Genomic DNA, 17,588 nt, shown 5'->3' with positions numbered 1-17,588 from the left:
ACCCCCGGCAACCAGGCACAAACCTCGCGCTGGTCACGGCGGCATAGGCTGACCACGGTGGTGCCCGCCACCGGATCAACGGCTGAGGGAGGATCAACGTGACGGTGGAGATCACCTCGCACGAGGAGTTGCGCGAGCTGCTCGGCGTGCCGCACGCGCGGGCCGCCAACAAGGAACGCACCCGCCTGCACGAGCGGGACCGTGATTGGCTCGGCGCCTCGCCGTTCTGTCTGATGGCCACGTCCGGCGCGGACGGCAGCTGCGACGTCTCACCGAAGGGCGACCCGGCCGGGTTCGCACTGGTGCTCGACGACACGACGATCGCGCTGCCCGAGCGGCCCGGCAACAGGCGGGCCGACGGCTACCGCAATATCCTCGACAACCCGCACATCGGGTTGCTCTTCCTGATCCCCGGGCGGACCGACACGCTACGGATCAACGGGCGGGCCCGCCTGGTCAGGGACGCGCCCTGGTTCGACGACATGGTGGTCAAGGGCCACCGGCCGGTGCTCGCCGTGGTGGTGGAGATCGAGCAGATCTTCTACCACTGCGCGAAGGCGTTCCTACGGTCAGCGCTGTGGAAGCCGGAGACCTGGCAGCCCGAGGCACTGCCGTCGCGGGCACGCCTGATCAAGGAGGTCGAGGCCCCGACGGAGAGCCTCGAAGACCTGGAACGGCACTACGGCCCGGAGTACGCCACAAAGATCTACGTGTGACCCGGGCTGACTCGGGCGGCGCCGGTCAGCTCGACCAGCCGCCCGGGTTGCCGAACGACTCCCGCGAGATCCCGGAGCCGGTCTCCGGCCACGAACCGAACCGATCGTTGTGCAGGTGCGCGAAGAGATAACACATGCCCTCGCAGTCGGCGTCCAGCAGCGCCATCGCGGGGTTCGCGCGGACCGCCTCGTAGTACGCCCGTCCCAGGGCGACGATGAACCCTCGGGCGTAGAGGAAGCCGTCGTCCGACCCGTCGGTCACCTCGTGGATGTCCTCCCGGTCGATGTCGTGCAGCTTGCGCTCCACCACCCGGTCGAGATCGGTCAACTCCTGCCCGGCCAGCTCGGCGGTCAACTGCCCGAGGCGTTCCAGGAAGGCATCAAGCCAGGCGTCGATCGCGTAGAACTGGTCGTCGTCATCGCCGTCGTCGGCGGGGTCGCGCTCGACGAGAGCCTGGCGCAGCGCCAAGGGCTCAGCGCCCAACTCGGCCCAGGCCGCCTCGATGAGCGCCCACAGCCGGGCCTCGTCGGCGGGGGTGGGCAGCGTCCCAGGAGCATCGGTGGTCACGGTCACCGCCGGACCATATCGACCACCACCGACACGCCCACCACCTCCACGGACCGTCAGACTCGTCGGCCTCCACACCGGCCGGTCGTCGTGTCACTGCTCTAGCGTTGCCGGGTGGACGATGACTGTTGGTTGGCGGAAACCCGTACCTCCTACGACACGGTCGCGGTCAGCTACGCGCACCTGGTACGCAACCTCCTGGCGGAAGCACCCTACGAACGGGCCGCTCTGGCTTCGTTCGCAGAACTCGTGCGGGGTGCCGGCGGCGGACCGGTCGCGGATGTGGGCTGCGGGACCGGGCGAATCACCGCCTACCTGCACACGCTCGGCGTCGACGCCTTCGGGATCGACCTCTCGCCCGGGATGATCGACGTGGCCCGCCGTGATCACCCTGAGCTGAGGTTCGAGGTCGGCTCGATGACCGACCTCAATCTGGCCGACGGCTCGGTCGACGGTGTGGTCGCCTGGTACTCGCTCATCCACATCCCGGACGACCAGATCGGCGCGGTGTTCGCGCACTTCCGGCGGGTGGTGCGTCCCGGTGGCCCCCTGCTGCTCGGCTTCCACGTGGGCGACGAGACGACACACAAGACGGAGGGCTACGGCGGCCACCCGATGAACGTGCACGTCCATCGTCGTCAGCCGGCGCAGGTGGCGGCCTGGCTGCGCGAGAACGGGTTCACAGTCGACTCGCAGACCACTGTCACCTCGGCGGAGAGCCGGCTCGGCGGGATCATCGTCGGGCGACGGGAGCCCTGAGCGGCGATCCATCGCCAAACGCGACAGGCCCTTGGATTGATCGGCCACACAGTAGGTACGCCACGCAGCAGCCAAGGCTTATGCCCTTATCGCAAATAAGTTCCGCTTTTCTCCTTAATGTACCCAACTCGTGGCTAAACCTCTCTCAAGGGACCAATAGGTCTAATACGCTACGACTCGCCCAGCCACCATGGGCAGGCGACTAGTAGGTAGCTCTGGTGTATCCGGGGCGGCTCTGGAGGGGTCATGAGCAACAACCGACGGCTGCGGCCGAGGCGGAACCATGGCCGAGCCGCCTCAGGGCTGAGTTCCGCCCTACTGGTGGTCGGAATGACGGGTGGGCCCGCAGCCGCAGCGCAACCGGTGGAAGCGAAGCCGTCCGCACAGGACCTACACATCGGTACGCCCGGTCCGCTCGGCCAATACGGCGCGTGGCCGTCATCCTTGTCGACCATCCGCCAAGACGGCGACGGACCAGACGATTCGTGGGACCAGTACCCCGACGGGCAAACGGACTACGGCCCGCAGGGCTGGCAGAGCCCGTGGGGTGGACACGACAAGGGCAAGGGTGGCTACCCGCACGACAAGCATGGCACCCAAGGCCCCCAGGGTGCTCAAGGCGCCCAAGGAGACGCAGGCGCTCACGGTGCGCAAGGCGCTCAGGGCAACGCAGGCACACAGGGCGACGCAGGCGCTCAAGGCGCCCAGGGATTCCAGGGCGAGGCGGGCGCCCAGGGCGCTCAAGGCGCCCAGGGCAACACGGGCGCCCAGGGCGCTCAGGGGGAATCGGGCGCTCAGGGGGCACAGGGCGACGCAGGCGCACAAGGTGCCACCGGCGCCCAAGGCCCACAGGGCGACGCAGGCGCACAAGGCACCCAAGGCTTCCAAGGCTTCCAAGGCTTCCAAGGCGCCACCGGCGCCCAAGGCCCGCAAGGCGACGCAGGCGCACAAGGCACCACCGGCCTCCAAGGCCCACAGGGCGACGCAGGCGCACAAGGCACCACCGGCCTCCAAGGCCCACAGGGCGACGCAGGCGCACAAGGCACCACCGGCCTCCAAGGCCCACAGGGCGACGCAGGCGCACAAGGCACCACCGGCCTCCAAGGCCCACAGGGCGACGCAGGCGCACAAGGCACCACCGGCCTCCAAGGCCCGCAAGGCGACGCAGGCGCACAAGGTACCCAAGGCTTCCAAGGCGCCACCGGCCCCCAAGGCGACGCGGGCGCACAAGGCCCGCAGGGCGACGCAGGCGCACAAGGCGCCACCGGCCTCCAAGGCCCGCAAGGCGACGCAGGCGCACAAGGCGCCACCGGCCCTCAAGGCCCGCAAGGCGACGCAGGCGCACAAGGCGCCACCGGCCCTCAAGGCCCGCAAGGCGACGCAGGCGCACAAGGCGCCACCGGCCCTCAAGGCCCACAGGGCGGCGCAGGCGCACAAGGCGCCCAAGGTTTCCAAGGCGCCACCGGCGCCCAAGGCCCGCAAGGCGACGCAGGCGCACAAGGCGCCACCGGCCCTCAAGGCCCACAGGGCGACGCAGGCGCACAAGGCGCCCAAGGCTTCCAAGGCGCCACCGGCGCCCAAGGCCCGCAAGGCGACGCAGGCGCACAAGGCGCCACCGGCCCTCAAGGCCCACAGGGCGACGCAGGCGCACAAGGCGCCCAAGGCTTCCAAGGCGCCACCGGCGCCCAAGGCCCGCAAGGCGACGCAGGCGCACAGGGCGCCACAGGCGTGCAAGGCGCACAAGGCTTCCAAGGCTTCCAAGGCGCCACCGGTGCCCAAGGCCCGCAAGGCGACGCAGGCGCACAAGGCGCCACCGGCGCCCAAGGCCCACAGGGCGACACAGGCGTGCAAGGCGCACAAGGCTTCCAAGGCGCCACCGGCGCCCAAGGCCCGCAAGGCGACGCAGGCGCACAAGGCGCCACCGGCGCCCAAGGCTTCCAGGGCGCACAAGGTGCGCAGGGCGACGCGGGCGCACAAGGTGTTCAAGGCTTCCAAGGTGCCCAGGGAGTTCAGGGCGCCCAGGGAGACACGGGGGCACAAGGACCGCAGGGCCTGCAGGGCGTACCAGGACCGCAGGGCGCCACAGGCGCCCAAGGCCCGCAGGGCGTGGCGGGCAACGGCATCCAGGCCGCCTACATCCAGGGTCCGCTGACCGTAATCGCCGATACCCCTGTCAATTTCGGCTGTGAGCCCGGAGACATTGCTGTCGGAACCGGATATCAGCTCTCGGGCGCAGGCGTGAACCCGGTGCTCATCCAGCCACTCTCGACCAGTGGCTACCAGTTCACCTTTACCGGCGGAGGCGCCGACATCTGGGTCTCCTGTATTTCACTCGCCACACCGCTGGTATTGAGGGCGCCGTCCAACACGTCGGGCCGGGAGGCGGCCAACAGTAGCGAGGCCAACCGGCCGAACAGCAGGTCGAGCCGCCCCGTTATCGTCGAGGAGGAGAAATGAGCATGCGTCAGATATTCGGGTCGCTCGCCTGCGGCGCCGTCCTGCTGACCGGAGTCACGGCATGCAGCGACAAGCCAGCCGACAAGCCACAGACGAACAACGCCGGCAACACCGACAAGGCCAGCGGCAGCCCCGAAGCTACGCCCGAGGATCTACTCAAGCTCGGTGTCGAGCAGGGCCAAGCCGGCAACTTCGACGCGGCGAAGACCACCTTCGAGAAGCTGCTGGACGCCGAGGCCGACAACAAGTTCGCCTGGTTCAACCTGGGCTACATCGCCCAGTCTCGCAACCAGACCGACGAGGCGCTCAGCAACTACGACAAGGCACTGGCGGCCGACGCCAACTACAAGCCGGCCCTCTACAATAAGGCCATCGCTCTGGAGGGTAAGGCGCCGACGACGGCGATAGACATCTACCGCAAGCTCGTGTCGATCGACAACAAGTCGTCAACCGCCTACCTCCGGCTGGGCATGTTGCTGTCCCAATCCGGTGAGGACGCGGCAGCGCGGGACGCCTTCAAGTCCGCGATCCGCTTGGACAAGGGGCTCACCTCAGCCGTTCCGGCGAAGTACCGCACAACCCCTACCGATCGGTCCTCGACTCCGGCGGGTAGGTGAGTGCCTCAATGCGTACACCTCGCGTAACGGTGTTCACGGGGAGCAACCGCACCCGCTTCATCGACGAATGCTTCGAATCACTCGTCGCGCAGACTTTCACCGACTGGGAGTGGGTGGTCATCCTCAATCAGGGGTCACGTTGGCGACCCGAGAGGCATGACGATCGGATCCGGCTCATTGTCCAGGACGGCCTGAACGGCGTCGGCGCCGTGAAGGGGTACGCCTGCGCCGAGGCTGCCGGGGACATCCTGGTCGAGCTTGACGACGACGATCTGCTCAGCAGCGACTGTCTGCAAGAGATTGTCGACGCCTTCGACTCCAACAGGGAGGTGGGGTTCGTCTACAGCGACACCGCGCAGATCCAGGAGGACGGCAGTCGCTGCGAAGACCGTTTCGCGAGTTCGTTCGGCTGGCGGCACTACGACGAGAAGGTGGACGGCCGCGAAGTGTTGGTCTGTCGGGCGTTGCCGCCGACGCCGCACAATGTGAGCTACATCTGGTACGCACCGAACCATGTACGGGCATTCCGCCGGGACATCTACGAGAAGGTCGGCGGGTACGACGAGTCGCTCGACGTCGCGGACGACGCCGACCTCATGGCTCGGATGTACCAGGTGAGCGAGTTCCATCACATTCAGAAATGTCTCTACCTCCAACGCATGCATGCCAAGAACACGCAGCGCATCCCAGATGTCAACGCCCGCATCCAGCAGCGCACGGTGGAGATCTACGACCGGAACATTCAACATAATGTGCTGGCCTGGTCGCGGCGGCAGGGACTACTGGCGCTCGACCTGGGCGCCGCCCACAACAAGCCGGAAGGCTATCTCGGTCTGGATTACCACGACGGGTCGGGTGTCGACATCGTCTGCGACATCACGAAGGGTGTCGACCTGCCGGACAACAGCGTCGGAGTCATTCGGGCGGTGGACTTCCTGGAACACATCCCGGACAAGATCGCGCTGTTCAACGAGCTGTACCGATTGCTCGCACCGAACGGGATGCTGCTGTCGCTTACCCCCAGCACCGACGGTCGAGGGGCCTACCAGGACCCGACGCACGTGGCGTTCTACAACGAAAACTCGTTCTGGTACTTCACGGACGCCAAATATTCTCGGTTCGTACCTGAAATCACATGCCGATTTCAGGCGTCGCGGCTGGTCACGTACTTCCCGAGTGAATGGCACAAGGCGCACAACATCCCGTACGTCTCCGCGAATCTCATCGCGATCAAGGACGACGCCCTGCGCAACGGCGGCCTGCTGAACATATGACCACCGCGCGCACTGACAGAAGGTGCCCGCAGTGTCCGGTCACGTCGGAACCTATCGCTCGGGAACGTGGATCACGACATCACGTAGCCCACCCGCGGTCCATCGCTCGACCGGATCATTCGTTGGGCTTATAGGGCCACGGCGATCCCGGTCGGCTCCTCAGGTACTGCCTCGACTATGGCTCGGGATACGACGGAGGCGACGGTCCATGGGTACCGGGTTGGACCTCCACTACGTACTGTCGTCTCGTGGTTGACAGTGATGAGGCGGTCCAGATCGCGATGCGATTCCTGGCCCGCCGCCTCGACGAGCGTCAAGGTCTGCGCGAACTGCCGGACGTGCAGGGGGTGACCGTCGAGCAGGTGGCGACCGTGACCGGTGCGCGGCGTTGCCACGTGGTGAGTTTCGGATGGCCGCTGCGGGTGGCCGTCGATCAGGAAACGGGCGACGCGGACATGCTGCGGTAGGGGTCAGCTCCTCCGCTGCTTCGAGAACGATGACCGCCCTGGCGGACCAGGCCGTGTGGTCCCAGTCGGGGCCGGGAGTCCGAAGAGTCACACCCCCGCGAGACGCAGCCTCGACCCATTCGGCGACCACCCCATGAACGTGCACGTCCGTCGCCGTCAGCCGGCGCAGGTGGCTGCCTGGCTGGGCGAGAACGGGTTCACAGCGGCGACCTGATCGATCTTGGAAAACGGCGAAGCCCAGGCCAATGACCTGGGCTTCTTACCGAGCCGCCTGACGGAATCGAACCGTCGACCTACGCATTACGAGTGCGTCGCTCTAGCCGACTGAGCTAAGGCGGCAACGATCAGCAAGTGTACGGCACCCGTGCGGCACCGACCGAACGGGATACCCCCGCCGCGCCTGCCAGTACCAACCGGACATCGGCCGCCATCTGGACGCTTACCGGACAGCAGATCATCGGGGCCGGGACTACGCTGCGGCGGGTGAGCGACGAACGCGACCATCCTGAACGTCAGGACGAGCCCACCGAACGCCCCGACCGCGCGCCGGCTGGTGAACGTGTCTCCCATCGGCCGCGCAGCACCGACCCGCTGGAGCTGGGCTTCACGCCGCGCAAACCGGTTCCGTGGCTGGCGCCGTTTCTGCTGATCAGCACCGGCATCCGGACGCTGCTGGCCGTGCTCTTCGGGGCGTACCTCGACAAGCGCGAGTTGCAGAACGCGTTCGGCGACGGCGTCTTCCGCCAGGTCGGGTCGGACGGAGGGTTGTGGCTCGACTACGTGGCCGACCTGGGTGACGGGTTCAACGCCACCTACTCGGTGGCGTACCTGCTGGCGCAGCCCGAGCTGACCATCGACGGGCACCGCCTGCCCCGGGCGCAGACCCTGGTGATGGGCGGCGACCAGGTGTACCCGTCGGCGGCCTACGCCGCGTACGAGGACCGCTGCAAGGGCCCCTACCAGGCCGCGCTGCCGGTGGCGCCGGCCGAGAAGCCCACGCTCTTCGCGGTTCCAGGAAACCATGACTGGTACGACGGCCTCACCGCGTTCCTGCGGTTGTTCGTCCGCTCCCGGGACCGCAACTTCGCGGGCTGGGGCACCGGGCAGTCCCGGTCGTACTTTGCCGTGGAGTTGCCGGCCGGCTGGTGGTTGCTCGGCGTGGACGACCAGTCCGGCTCGTACCTCGACGACCCGCAGTTGGCCTACTTCGACGAGGTGGCCCGGCGGCTCGGTCCGGAGTCCAAGGTGATCATCGCGGCGCCGGCGCCCACCTGGGTCAAGGCCGTCGACAACCCCACGGCGTACGACTCGATCGACTACTTCATCCGCACGATCATCGACCCGACCGGGGCGCGGGTGCGGCTGCTGCTCTCCGGCGACTTGCACCACTACGCCCGCTACTCCGGGCCGGACCGGGAGCTGATCACCTGCGGTGGCGGCGGCGCGTACCTCTACCCCACGCACAAGCTGCCGGAGCGCATCGAGGTGCCACCGCGGGACACGCTGGCCCGCAAGGCCAGCTCCGCCCAGCCGTACGACCTGGTGGCCCGTTACCCGGACGCCGCGCGGTCCCGCCGCTACGGCTGGGGCATCTTCCCCCGGTTGCCGTTCCGCAATCCCGGCTTCACCACCCTGCTCGGCACCCTGCACACCCTGCTGATGCTGGCCATGGCGGGTGCGACGGCGAACTGGGCCGACAGCACCGACCAGCGGCTGTTCAGCGTCCCGCTGGTGGTGATGGTGCTCGTGACGGTGCTGGCGGCGGCCCTGTTCGCCAAGCCGCCGAGCGCGAGCGGCAAGCGCCACGCGCGGCACTGGATCCTCGGTGTGGGCCACGGCGTGGCGCAGGTGGCCCTCGCTGCGGCCGGCACCTGGGCGTGGTTGGCGCTGCCGTTCTACGACTGGCCGTGGCCGCTGCCGGCAGCCGCCGCAGCGGTGCTCTACGGCCCGGTGATCGGCCTGGTCGCCAGCCAGCTGGTGGCGGCGTACCTGCTGGTGGCGGGCTCGTTCGGGGTGAACGTCAACGAACTCTTCGCCGGCCAGGGCATCGAGGACTCCAAGTCGTTCCTGCGGTTGCGCATCGACCCGGACGGAACGTTGACCATCTACCCGGTGGGGGTGGACCGGGTGGCCCGCGACTGGCAGGTGAACCCCGACCAGTCCCCCACGAGGAGCTGGCTGATCCCCAAGTCCCCCCTGACCCCCCACCTAACCGAACCCCCCACAGTCCTGCGCTAACCCCCTCCCACCCCACCCCCACCCCACCCCACCGCCGTTGATCATGAAGTTATTGCCCAGACACGCCGGCCGGGATGGCAATAACTTCATGATCAACGCGGGACGGGCGGGGCCGGGGGGACGCGCGGGGCCGAGGGCGGGGTGGGTTAGGGGGTGTATTGCTGGTTGTGGGCTTGGCGGGAGCCGCAGACGTCGGCGCGGGAGCACATGGAGCGCGAGCCGTCCGCGTCCAGGCGTACGGTCACCGCGTCGCGGGGGACGCTGTGGCCGACCACCCGGCCATCACCCTCCGGGGTGGAGACCCGGCTGCCGACCGCCGGCGCGGTCTCCTGGAAGCGCTGGTAGAGCGGGTGCTCGTACTTGAGGCAGCACATCAGCCGGCCGCACGCGCCGGAGATGCGCAGCGGGTTGAGCGGCAGGTCCTGGTCCTTCGCCATCCGGATGGTCACCGGCTCGAAGTCGGTGAGGAACGTGGCGCAGCACAGGTCCCGACCGCAGGAGCCGATGCCGCCCTGCACCCGCGCCGAGTCGCGTGCGGAGAGCTGGCGCAGCTCCACCCGGCAGTGCAGGGTCGCGCCCAGGTCGCGGACCAGGGAACGGAAGTCCACCCGGTGCGGGGCGGTGAAGTACACGGTGCTGCGCTCACCGCCGCTCTCGGCGGAGCCGAGCACATGGTCGACAGCCACCACCTTCATCGGCAGGCCGTGCGAGCGGATCAGCCGCTTGGCGGCCACCTTCGCCTCGGCCTTGCGCCGACGCAACGCCTCATCCCGGCGCAGGTCTTCGTCGCCGGCCAGCCCCACCAGGCGCGGGAAGCCGTCGGTGTCCTCGGTCACCCACTGCGCGGCCCACACGCACTCCGCCACCTCGGGCCCGTCGTCGGTGGGCACCAGCACCCGGTCGCCCACCTGCGGACGGAACTCGCCCGGGTCGAGGTAGTAGAGCCGCCCGTACCGGTTGAAGCTGACCGCGCAGAGCATGCCCATCCCCCCACCCTACGACGCGTCGCGGCGCAGAGCGCACCGGCCGGCTACGCCCCGCTGCCATTCATGACCGTCGACTTGACCGATTGCCGGGCGTCCCGTCGTGCCGTTGCTCCTCGCCCGGACGGTTGAATCCGGGGCCGGGCAGGAGACAAGACGTGCCTCGGCGGCGTTGAGTGGAGGCAGACCTGCGGGGGGTGCAGGGGGAAGACCACGGCGTCGCCGTGGGCGCCGGCTCAGGTCAGGCGCCCGCGAGCGACGCCGTGGCCTGTCCGAGGCAACGCGGCCGGACGACCGTGGTCCGGGGCAGCGCCGGAGGACCCCGGTCCGGGGCAACGCGGCAACGCCGGAGGACCGTAACCGATTTACCAGCCGACCCGGGTGGGTTGGTCGTAGCGGGGTCGACCGTCGGTCGGTGGACGCCACGCGGACTCGGCCAGACTCGGCGCCCACTGGCGCAGCAGCGTCTCCGCGCCGTCGTACGCGACGCAGAGGACCGCCAGCACCCGCGCGGCGATCTCGGCCGCGTCGGCCACACCGGGCCCGACCGGCCCGGGGCGTGTTGACGCACCGGTGGCGGTGGCGGCGACCACGGCGACCGCCTCGGCCGAGCGGAGCACGTCGGCCAACGTGCGGGCCAGCGCGAGACGGCTGCCCTCCACCCAGTCGGCGAGGGCGTCGGCGTAACCGGCGGTGGATTCGAGTCGCCCGACCAGGCTGTCCGGTCCTTCGTCGAGATGGCGCAGCAGCGCCGCCCGCTGTTGCCCGTACGCCGTTGCGGCCGGCCCGGACCAGAGCACCGAGTCGGTGAGCGCGGCGGAGACGTCGTCGTACCCCCGGACGAGCCGGCGCACCGCGTGGCCGGCGCTGGCGAGCGGCACCGGGTGCAGGTCGAGGAAGCTGCGGACCGCGTCGCCCGGCAGCACCTGCATGCGGCGCAGCAGCGGCCAGACCCGGTGCCCCTCGGGGACGCCTGCCGCGATCAGCGTGTCGACCCGGCGGAGCAGGTCGAGGCCGGGCTCGGCGAGCCGGTCCAGCGCGTCCATCACGGTTCCCCGGCGAGCCGTCGACGGGCCGCCCGGTCGACCTCGGCGTAGCGGTCGGCGGCCTCCCGAACGGCCGCTGCGGCGGCGGCCAGTCGACCGGCGGCGGCGCGGGCCTCCCGGGCCCGGTCGTCGGTGGCGGTGGTCCACTGCCGGTGCAGCGCCCGACCGATCTCGCCCGGGCGGCCCGGCGCGTCGGAGCCGAACGCGGCCTGGGCCGGATCGCTGGCGGTGACGGTGTGCGAGACCATGGTGAGCGTGGCGCTCGCCTCGTCGAGTCGGGCGGCGAGCGCGCGCAGTGTGTCCATCTCAGGCCCCCGCGAGCGGTCGGTAGGCGGCGAACGTCTCGTTGTGCAGCTTCTCCCGGGCCCACTCGGCGGCGTCGGCCGCAGCGGTGACCGCGGCCTGCACGGAGCCGGCCACGTCGCGCGGGCTGCGGGTGTGCAGCGGCCCGAGGAACCGGACGTCGGTGATCCGCCCACCGGCGGTGACCACCACCTCGACCAGGCCGTCCGGCGAGCGGACGGTCACCTCGACGGTCGACACCGCCTGGTCGAACTCGGCCTGGAGGGACTCGATCCGGCGGTAGCGTCGCACCGCCTCCTCGATCCAGGCTTCGTCGATCTCCCCCCGCGGCATCGGCCGACTCCTCCCGGGTGATCCATCACTCAGTGTGCTGTCACCGTCACCACGGCACACGGACCGTACCGCACCGGAATCGGGCCTGTCGATGCCTGTGGACAACGCCGGGAAGTGCGGGGTCAGCCCTTCCAGAGGGCGAGCATCATCGCCTCCACCGCGATCCGCGGCTTGACGTTCGCCTCGATCGCCGCGCGGCAGGCAAGCACGGCCTCCAGCCGGCGCAGCGACCCCTCGGCGTCCCACTTCTGCGCGCCGGCCCCGGCGAGCGCGGCCGTGTCGGTGTGCACCGGGGCGACGGGTGCGCGCAGGGCCATGGTGAGCGCGTCCCGGTAGAAGCCCGCCAGGTCGACGAGCGCCCGGTCCAGTGCGTCCCGCTGGGCCCGGGTGGCCCGGGACTTCTGCCGCTTCTCCAACTCCTTGAGTTGCCCGGCGGCACCCCGCATGGCACCGGCCGCGCCCCGGCCGGTGCCGCCCGCGCCGAGCGCGGTCTCCAGTGCCGCCCGCTCGGTCGTGTCGGCCTCGGTGACCGACGCCTCGGCCTCCGCCTCGGCCGCCTCGATCAGCGCGGACGCCGCGTCGAACGCCGCGCCGACACCTGTCAACCGGCGTGGCACCGCGAGCACCGCCTCGCGCCGTTTGCGGGCCTCCGGGTCGCGGGCCAGCCGGCGGGCCCGACCCACGTGGCCCTGGGCGGCCGCCGCCGCCCACTGCGCCACGTCGGGCGCGATGCCGTCCCGACGAACCAGCACCTCGGCCACCGCGTCGGCCGGCGGCTGCCGCAGGGGTACGACCCGACAGCGCGACCGGATGGTCACCGAGATGTCGTCCGGGTGGGTGGACGGCGCGCAGAGCAGGAAGACCGTCCGCGGTGGGGGCTCCTCGATCGCCTTGAGCAGCGCGTTGCCGGCGGCCTCGGTGAGCCGGTCGGCGTCCTCGATGACAACCACCTGCCAGCGTCCGCCGGACGGGGTGCTGGCCGCGCGGAGGACCAGCGCGCGCATCTCGCCGACGCCGATGGAGAGCCCCTCCGGCACCACCATCCGAACGTCGGCGTGGGTGCCGCCCATCGTGGTGTGGCAACCGGGGCACGCACCGCAGCCGGTGCCGTGCACGCACTGGAGCGCGGCGGCGAACGCCCGCGCGGCGACCGAGCGGCCGGAGCCGGGCGGTCCGGTGAAGATCCACGCGTGCGTCATTCCGGCGGACGGATCCACCGCGCCGGTCGCGGCGTCGTCGGCAGCGAACGCGTCACCGCTGGCCGGGCCGGCGGTGACCAACGCGGCCGCGCCAGCACGCAGCACGGCGGCGGCTGCGGCGGCGGCGCGGCGCAGCTCGACCACCGCCTCGTCCTGACCGACCAGGTCGGCGAAGACGTCAGGCATCAGGTCTTGTGCTCCATCGTCACCAGCTCCGCGTCGGATAACTCAGGCTGCACCGAGGTGTCCGGGCCCTGCGCCGGCCGCGGGTGCACGATGCCGCCCGGCTTGCCGAGCATCTCCTCGACCCGTCGGACCACCAGAGCGGTGATCTCGTCGACCGGCCGGGACGCGTCGAGCACCAGGTAGCGCTTCGGGTCGGCGGCGGCGAGGTCGAGGAACGCGTACCGGACGCGCTCGTGGAAGGCTATCGACTCGGCCTCCAGCCGGTCGGTGCCGGTGTTGCGCGAGGCCACCCGGGACAGGCCGGTGCGCGGCTCGACGTCCAGCAGCACCACCAGGTCGGGCTTGAGCCCACCGGTGGCCCAGGAGGAGAGCCAGGAGACCTCGTCGACGGGCAGGGTCCGGCCGGCGCCCTGGTACGCCAGGGACGAGTCGACGTACCGGTCGCTGATCACCACGCCGCCTCGAACGAGCGCGGGGCGGACGACGGTGGCCACGTGGTGCGCCCGGTCGGCGGCGTAGAGCAGCGCCTCGGCCCGGGGGGAGGGCGCGTCGTCGCCGGAGGTGTCCAGCACCAGCGACCGGATTCGCCGGCCGACGCCGGTGGCCCCCGGTTCGCGGGTGACCACGACCTCCCGGCCGTGACCGCGCAGCCGCTCGGAGAGCGCGGTGAGCTGGGTGGACTTGCCCGCGCCCTCGCCGCCCTCGAAGACCACGAAGAGCCCGGCGGAGACGAACGGCTCGGAGGGCATCAGCGGACGACCCCGGATGGAGCCCCACAGGTCGGCGAGGACCGGGACGCCCTTCTTGTCGTCCATCTGGCCGAACGCGCTGATCCCGGCGAAGATGCCGGCAGCACCGGCGGCGAGCAGCAGCAGTCGGGTGGAGGAGACGGAGATGCCGAGATCGGCGATCTCCAGCTTGCGCGAGCCACCGACACCGACCAACACGCTGCTCAGCCCGATGGCCAGGATCAGCACCAGCCGGGTGCCGATCTGCACCACCGCGAAGACCCGGCCGCGCACCTCGTCGGCCACCTCTCCACCCAGCAGGGTGGTGCCGGCCAGGAAGGCCATCCCGGCACCGGCGCCGACCAGCACCGCGCCGACGATCGCCATGGACAGGTGGATGGCGAAGGCGAGGGTCATCACGGCGGCGCTGGCCAGCACGATGCTCATGCCGAACCAGCGACGCCGGGACATCTCCTTGACGACCATCGGGCCGAGCCCGATGCCGAGCGCCAGGCCGACGAAGATCGCGCCGAAGAGCAGCGAGAACGCGGCGTCACCGGCGCCCAGCGAGTTGGCGAAGAACTTGGCCGTGCCGACCACGATGCCGCCGCCGGCGAACGCGCCGAAGATGCCCAGCACCAGGCCGCGGACGAGCGGGGTCTGACCGATGTACTTCCAGCCCTCGGAGAACTGCCGGAACATGCTCTGCTCGGCACGCTCCGCCTCGCCGCGCTGCGCCTCGCTGATCTCCTTGATCCCGAATGCCACCACCAACGCGGTGGCGAGCCGGGAGAAGGAGTTGAACCAGAGTGCGAGCTGGGCCGGCTCGGCCCAGGAGGGCAGGTCGCCGCCGACGGCACCACGGACGCCACGGTCGAGCACGGCCAGGCCGATGGCGGCGGCGACCGGGGTGAGGCCGTACGTGGTGATCAGCGTGAGCTGGTTGGCGGCCTCCAGCCGGGCGCGCGGGATCAGGTTGGGGACCGCGGCCTCCTTGGCCGGGATCCAGAGCAGGGTGAGCGACTCGATCAGGAAGGTGGCGATCAGCGCCCAGCCGACCACCAGGCCGCCTGCGGCGCCGCTGAGGGCGTAGAGCGGAATGGAGGCGAAGAGCACGAAGCGCAGCAGGTCGCAGATGACCATCGTCCAGCGCCGGTCGAACCGGTCGGCGAAGACGCCGGCCACCGGGCCGAGCACCAGCGCGGGCAGCAGCCGGATCGCGGTGACCCCGCCGAACGCGGCGCCCTGGGCGGTGCTGCCCTGCACCTGCGAGGCGGCGAAGAGGGCGGTGGCCAGCAGGCCGAGCCAGTCACCGAAGGAGGCCGCGCCGAGCACGATCCAGAGCCGGCGGAACGGCCGGATGCGCAGCACGGAGCGAATCGCGGCATAACCGGACGGATCAACCTGACCGCCGTTGGGCTGCTTGGCGGCGTTGCCCGACTGGTCGCCGGAGCGCGACACGCCGGGCGACTCGCCGCTGTTCTGGCTTTCGATGGCCGTACCTCCACGTGCCGGCCCATCGCTGGGCACCTCCGGTGCAACACTCTAGACCCGGTGGGGGGCCACCCCCCGGGCGACATTCTCCTGCTCGCTGAGCCTAGGCCGCCGAAGGCACCGGCCGCAGCCCGGACGTACGCGAGGGTATTTCGCATTCTCCGTCAGACAGTTAGCGTGCACACGTGGCCATCGAAAGCGACAAACTTCGCGAGCGCCTGGATCGGGCGACTGCCCACCTCGACCCCCCGTACGCGGTGGTCGATCTCACCGCCTTCGACGCCAACACGGCCGCCCTGGCTGAGCGCGCCGCCGGAAAGCCGGTCCGCCTCGCCAGCAAGTCGGTCCGCAGTCGGGAGTTGATCAGTCGGGCCCTCGCACGGCCCGGCTGGCAGGGCGTGATGGCGTTCACAGTGCCCGAGGCGATCTGGCTGGTCCGCGCCGGCGTCAGCGACGACGTGCTCGTCGCGTACCCGAGCGCGGACCGGGCCGCCCTCGGCGAGCTGGGCGCCGACCCGACGCTCGCCGCCGCGATCACCCTGATGATCGACGGCACCGGCCAACTCGACCTCATCGACACCGTCGGGGCCCCGGGGCAGCGCTCCGAACTGCGGCTCTGCCTGGACCTGGACGCCTCCTGGCGGCCGCTGCGCGGGGTGCACGTCGGCGTCCGCCGCTCACCTGTGCACAGCGCGCGGGCAGCCGGCGCGCTCGCCGCCGCAGTCGCCGGTCGACCCGGCTTCCGGCTGGTCGGGCTCATGTCGTACGAGGCGCAGATCGCCGGCCTCGGCGACGCGCCGCCGGGGCAGACGCTGCTGGCCGGCGCGATCAGGCTGGCCCAGCGTGGGTCGTACCGCGAGTTGCTGGCCCGCCGTGGTGCGGCGGTCGCCGCGGTACGCGAGCACGCCGACCTGGAGTTCGTCAACGGTGGTGGCACCGGCAGCGTGGCCGCGACCAGCGCCGATCCCGCGGTCACCGAGGTCACCGCGGGATCGGGCCTGTACGGGCCGACGCTGTTCGACGCGTACCGCGCCTGGCGGCCCACCCCGGCGGCGTTCTTCGCCTGCACGGTGGTCCGCCGGCCGACGCCGGAGCTGGCGACGGTGCTCGGTGGCGGCTGGATCGCCTCCGGCCCGGCCGCCGACAGTCGACTGCCCCGGCCGTGGCTGCCGGCGGGGCTGAAGCTGGTCGGCACCGAGGGCGCCGGTGAGGTGCAGACTCCGCTGTCCGGAGCGGCGGCGGCCGATCTGCGTGTCGGCGACCGGGTGTGGTTCCGGCATGCGAAGGCAGGTGAGCTGTGTGAACGGGTCAACGAGCTGCACCTGATCGAGGGGGACGCGGTCGTGGCGACCGTCCCCACCTACCGGGGTGAGGGGCGGGCCTTCCTCTGAGGCCGGCCAGCCGGCCGAGGCCCGCGCCCCCCGCCGGCTCAGACGGGCTGGGCCGCCTCGGCCTGCTTCCCGGCGGTGGACCGGCCGTTGTCCGGGCCGTCGACCTGGCGGTGCAGGTACTCCCGGATCAGCGCCTTCGCCTCCAGCAGCACCCGCTCGTCGCCGTCGGACTTCCGGCGGAACGCGAGCTTGATCAGCGCGTCCGCCGCCTCGACCGCGATCTCCAGCACGAAGCGCAGCTTGGGCACGTCGGTGAGCCCGAAACGCTCGGTCAGCACCCGGGCCAACTGGTCGGCGATCACGCCGTTGTTGTCCCGCTGCTCGTCGAGCAGGTGCAGGTCGACCACGTCGCCGAAGTGCAGGGTACGGAAGCCGGGGACGGTGCGGTGCATCGTGATGTACTCGTCGATGCCCGCGTCGACGCCGTCCCACCAGTGGGTCATCTCGTCGGACGCGAACCGCTCGTCGAGGCGCTGGAGGTAGGACTCCATGGTCCGCAGGGTCAACGCCTGCACGATCGCCCGCTTGTCTGGAAAGAACTGGTAGACCGACCCGATCGCCACCTCGGCCCGCTCGGCGAGCAGGGTGGTTGTCAGCCCCTCGTACCCGACCTCGTCGACGAGTTCGGCGCAGGCATCCAACATGCGCTGTACCCGCGCGACACTTCGACCTTGCACCGGTACGCGGCGCAGCGGCCCGGTCGTGGCGGCTGGTGTGGACACTCTGCGCCACCCCCCTTCGACGGATGAACATATCTCCACGTCACGAGTCCGTGACTACCGGTACAACGAGCGGATCGCAATTGCGGTATTTACCAGCTAGAACGTTC

The 17,588-nt window shown here is 70.5% G+C and carries 16 protein-coding genes and 1 tRNA gene; 8 read left to right on the top strand and 9 right to left on the bottom strand.

Annotation, left to right across the window (positions count from 1 at the left end):
- Positions 1-98: 98 nt before the first annotated feature.
- Positions 99-716: a pyridoxamine 5'-phosphate oxidase family protein gene (locus tag ACQP0U_RS02175; RefSeq protein ID WP_433315286.1), complete on the top strand. Its 618-nt coding sequence runs from the start codon at positions 99-101 to the stop codon at positions 714-716.
- A gap of 25 nt (positions 717-741) precedes the next feature.
- On the opposite strand, the gene ACQP0U_RS02170 is transcribed toward ACQP0U_RS02175, so the two are convergent.
- Positions 742-1,290: a DUF4240 domain-containing protein gene (locus ACQP0U_RS02170; protein WP_433315284.1), complete on the bottom strand. Its 549-nt coding sequence runs from the start codon at positions 1,288-1,290 to the stop codon at positions 742-744.
- Between the two features lie 108 nt (positions 1,291-1,398).
- On the opposite strand from ACQP0U_RS02170, the gene ACQP0U_RS02165 reads away from it, so the two are divergent.
- From ACQP0U_RS02165 to ACQP0U_RS02145, 5 genes are all read left to right on the top strand, one after another.
- Complete coding sequence (locus ACQP0U_RS02165) at positions 1,399-2,043, top strand: class I SAM-dependent DNA methyltransferase (protein ID WP_433315282.1); 645 nt, start codon at positions 1,399-1,401, stop codon at positions 2,041-2,043.
- Positions 2,044-4,149: 2,106 nt separating this feature from the next.
- The gene (locus ACQP0U_RS02160) at positions 4,150-4,500 is read left to right on the top strand and encodes a hypothetical protein (protein ID WP_433315280.1); all 351 of its coding nucleotides are present in this window, start codon (positions 4,150-4,152) and stop codon (positions 4,498-4,500) included.
- Positions 4,497-5,117, top strand: a complete 621-nt coding sequence (locus tag ACQP0U_RS02155; protein ID WP_433315279.1) for a tetratricopeptide repeat protein — start codon at positions 4,497-4,499, stop codon at positions 5,115-5,117. The genes ACQP0U_RS02160 and ACQP0U_RS02155 overlap by 4 nt, the downstream gene beginning before the upstream one ends.
- 8 nt (positions 5,118-5,125) lie before the next feature.
- Positions 5,126-6,391 carry a glycosyltransferase gene (locus tag ACQP0U_RS02150; RefSeq protein WP_433315277.1) on the top strand — a complete coding sequence of 422 codons (1,266 nt, stop codon included), beginning with the start codon at positions 5,126-5,128 and terminating at the stop codon, positions 6,389-6,391.
- Positions 6,392-6,639: 248 nt separating this feature from the next.
- Positions 6,640-6,858 (top strand): hypothetical protein, encoded by a 219-nt coding sequence (locus ACQP0U_RS02145; RefSeq protein WP_433315275.1) that lies wholly within the window; start codon positions 6,640-6,642, stop codon positions 6,856-6,858.
- Between the two features lie 265 nt (positions 6,859-7,123).
- On the opposite strand, the gene ACQP0U_RS02140 is transcribed toward ACQP0U_RS02145, so the two are convergent.
- Positions 7,124-7,197, bottom strand: a tRNA-Thr gene (locus ACQP0U_RS02140).
- A 12-nt stretch (positions 7,198-7,209) separates the two neighbouring features.
- Between ACQP0U_RS02140 and ACQP0U_RS02135 the strand changes: the two genes are divergently transcribed.
- A complete protein-coding gene (locus tag ACQP0U_RS02135; RefSeq protein WP_433315273.1) occupies positions 7,210-9,096 on the top strand; it encodes a metallophosphoesterase family protein in 1,887 nt (628 codons plus the stop codon).
- 146 nt (positions 9,097-9,242) lie between these two features.
- On the opposite strand, the gene ACQP0U_RS02130 is transcribed toward ACQP0U_RS02135, so the two are convergent.
- The 6 genes from ACQP0U_RS02130 to tmk form a co-directional block, all read right to left on the bottom strand.
- Positions 9,243-10,082, bottom strand: coding sequence for a PSP1 domain-containing protein (locus ACQP0U_RS02130; RefSeq protein WP_433315272.1), 840 nt, complete (start codon positions 10,080-10,082; stop codon positions 9,243-9,245).
- A 362-nt stretch (positions 10,083-10,444) separates the two neighbouring features.
- Positions 10,445-11,125, bottom strand: coding sequence for a hypothetical protein (locus tag ACQP0U_RS02125; protein WP_433315270.1), 681 nt, complete (start codon positions 11,123-11,125; stop codon positions 10,445-10,447).
- Positions 11,125-11,430, bottom strand: coding sequence for a hypothetical protein (locus ACQP0U_RS02120; RefSeq protein ID WP_433315268.1), 306 nt, complete (start codon positions 11,428-11,430; stop codon positions 11,125-11,127). Before ACQP0U_RS02120 ends, ACQP0U_RS02125 begins: the two co-directional genes overlap by 1 nt.
- A 1-nt stretch (position 11,431) precedes the next feature.
- A complete protein-coding gene (locus ACQP0U_RS02115; RefSeq protein WP_007454690.1) occupies positions 11,432-11,761 on the bottom strand; it encodes a YbaB/EbfC family nucleoid-associated protein in 330 nt (109 codons plus the stop codon).
- A gap of 122 nt (positions 11,762-11,883) precedes the next feature.
- On the bottom strand, positions 11,884-13,146 hold the full coding sequence (locus ACQP0U_RS02110) for a DNA polymerase III subunit delta' (protein WP_433315266.1): 1,263 nt from the start codon (positions 13,144-13,146) through the stop codon (positions 11,884-11,886).
- A complete protein-coding gene (gene tmk / locus ACQP0U_RS02105) occupies positions 13,146-15,209 on the bottom strand; it encodes a dTMP kinase (protein WP_433320553.1) in 2,064 nt (687 codons plus the stop codon). The genes ACQP0U_RS02110 and tmk overlap by 1 nt, the downstream gene beginning before the upstream one ends.
- Before the next feature lie 344 nt (positions 15,210-15,553).
- On the opposite strand from tmk, the gene ACQP0U_RS02100 reads away from it, so the two are divergent.
- The gene (locus tag ACQP0U_RS02100; RefSeq protein ID WP_433315264.1) at positions 15,554-16,759 is read left to right on the top strand and encodes an amino acid deaminase/aldolase; all 1,206 of its coding nucleotides are present in this window, start codon (positions 15,554-15,556) and stop codon (positions 16,757-16,759) included.
- A 38-nt stretch (positions 16,760-16,797) separates the two neighbouring features.
- On the opposite strand, the gene ACQP0U_RS02095 is transcribed toward ACQP0U_RS02100, so the two are convergent.
- Positions 16,798-17,403 (bottom strand): TetR family transcriptional regulator, encoded by a 606-nt coding sequence (locus tag ACQP0U_RS02095; protein ID WP_433315263.1) that lies wholly within the window; start codon positions 17,401-17,403, stop codon positions 16,798-16,800.
- Between the last annotated feature and the right edge of the window lie 185 nt (positions 17,404-17,588).

Source organism: Micromonospora sp. CA-269861, from assembly GCF_050948505.1.
Taxonomy (GTDB): Bacteria; Actinomycetota; Actinomycetes; order Mycobacteriales; family Micromonosporaceae; genus Micromonospora.
Note: the sequence above shows the minus strand (reverse complement) of the source record. Positions and strands in the feature narration are given on the sequence as shown.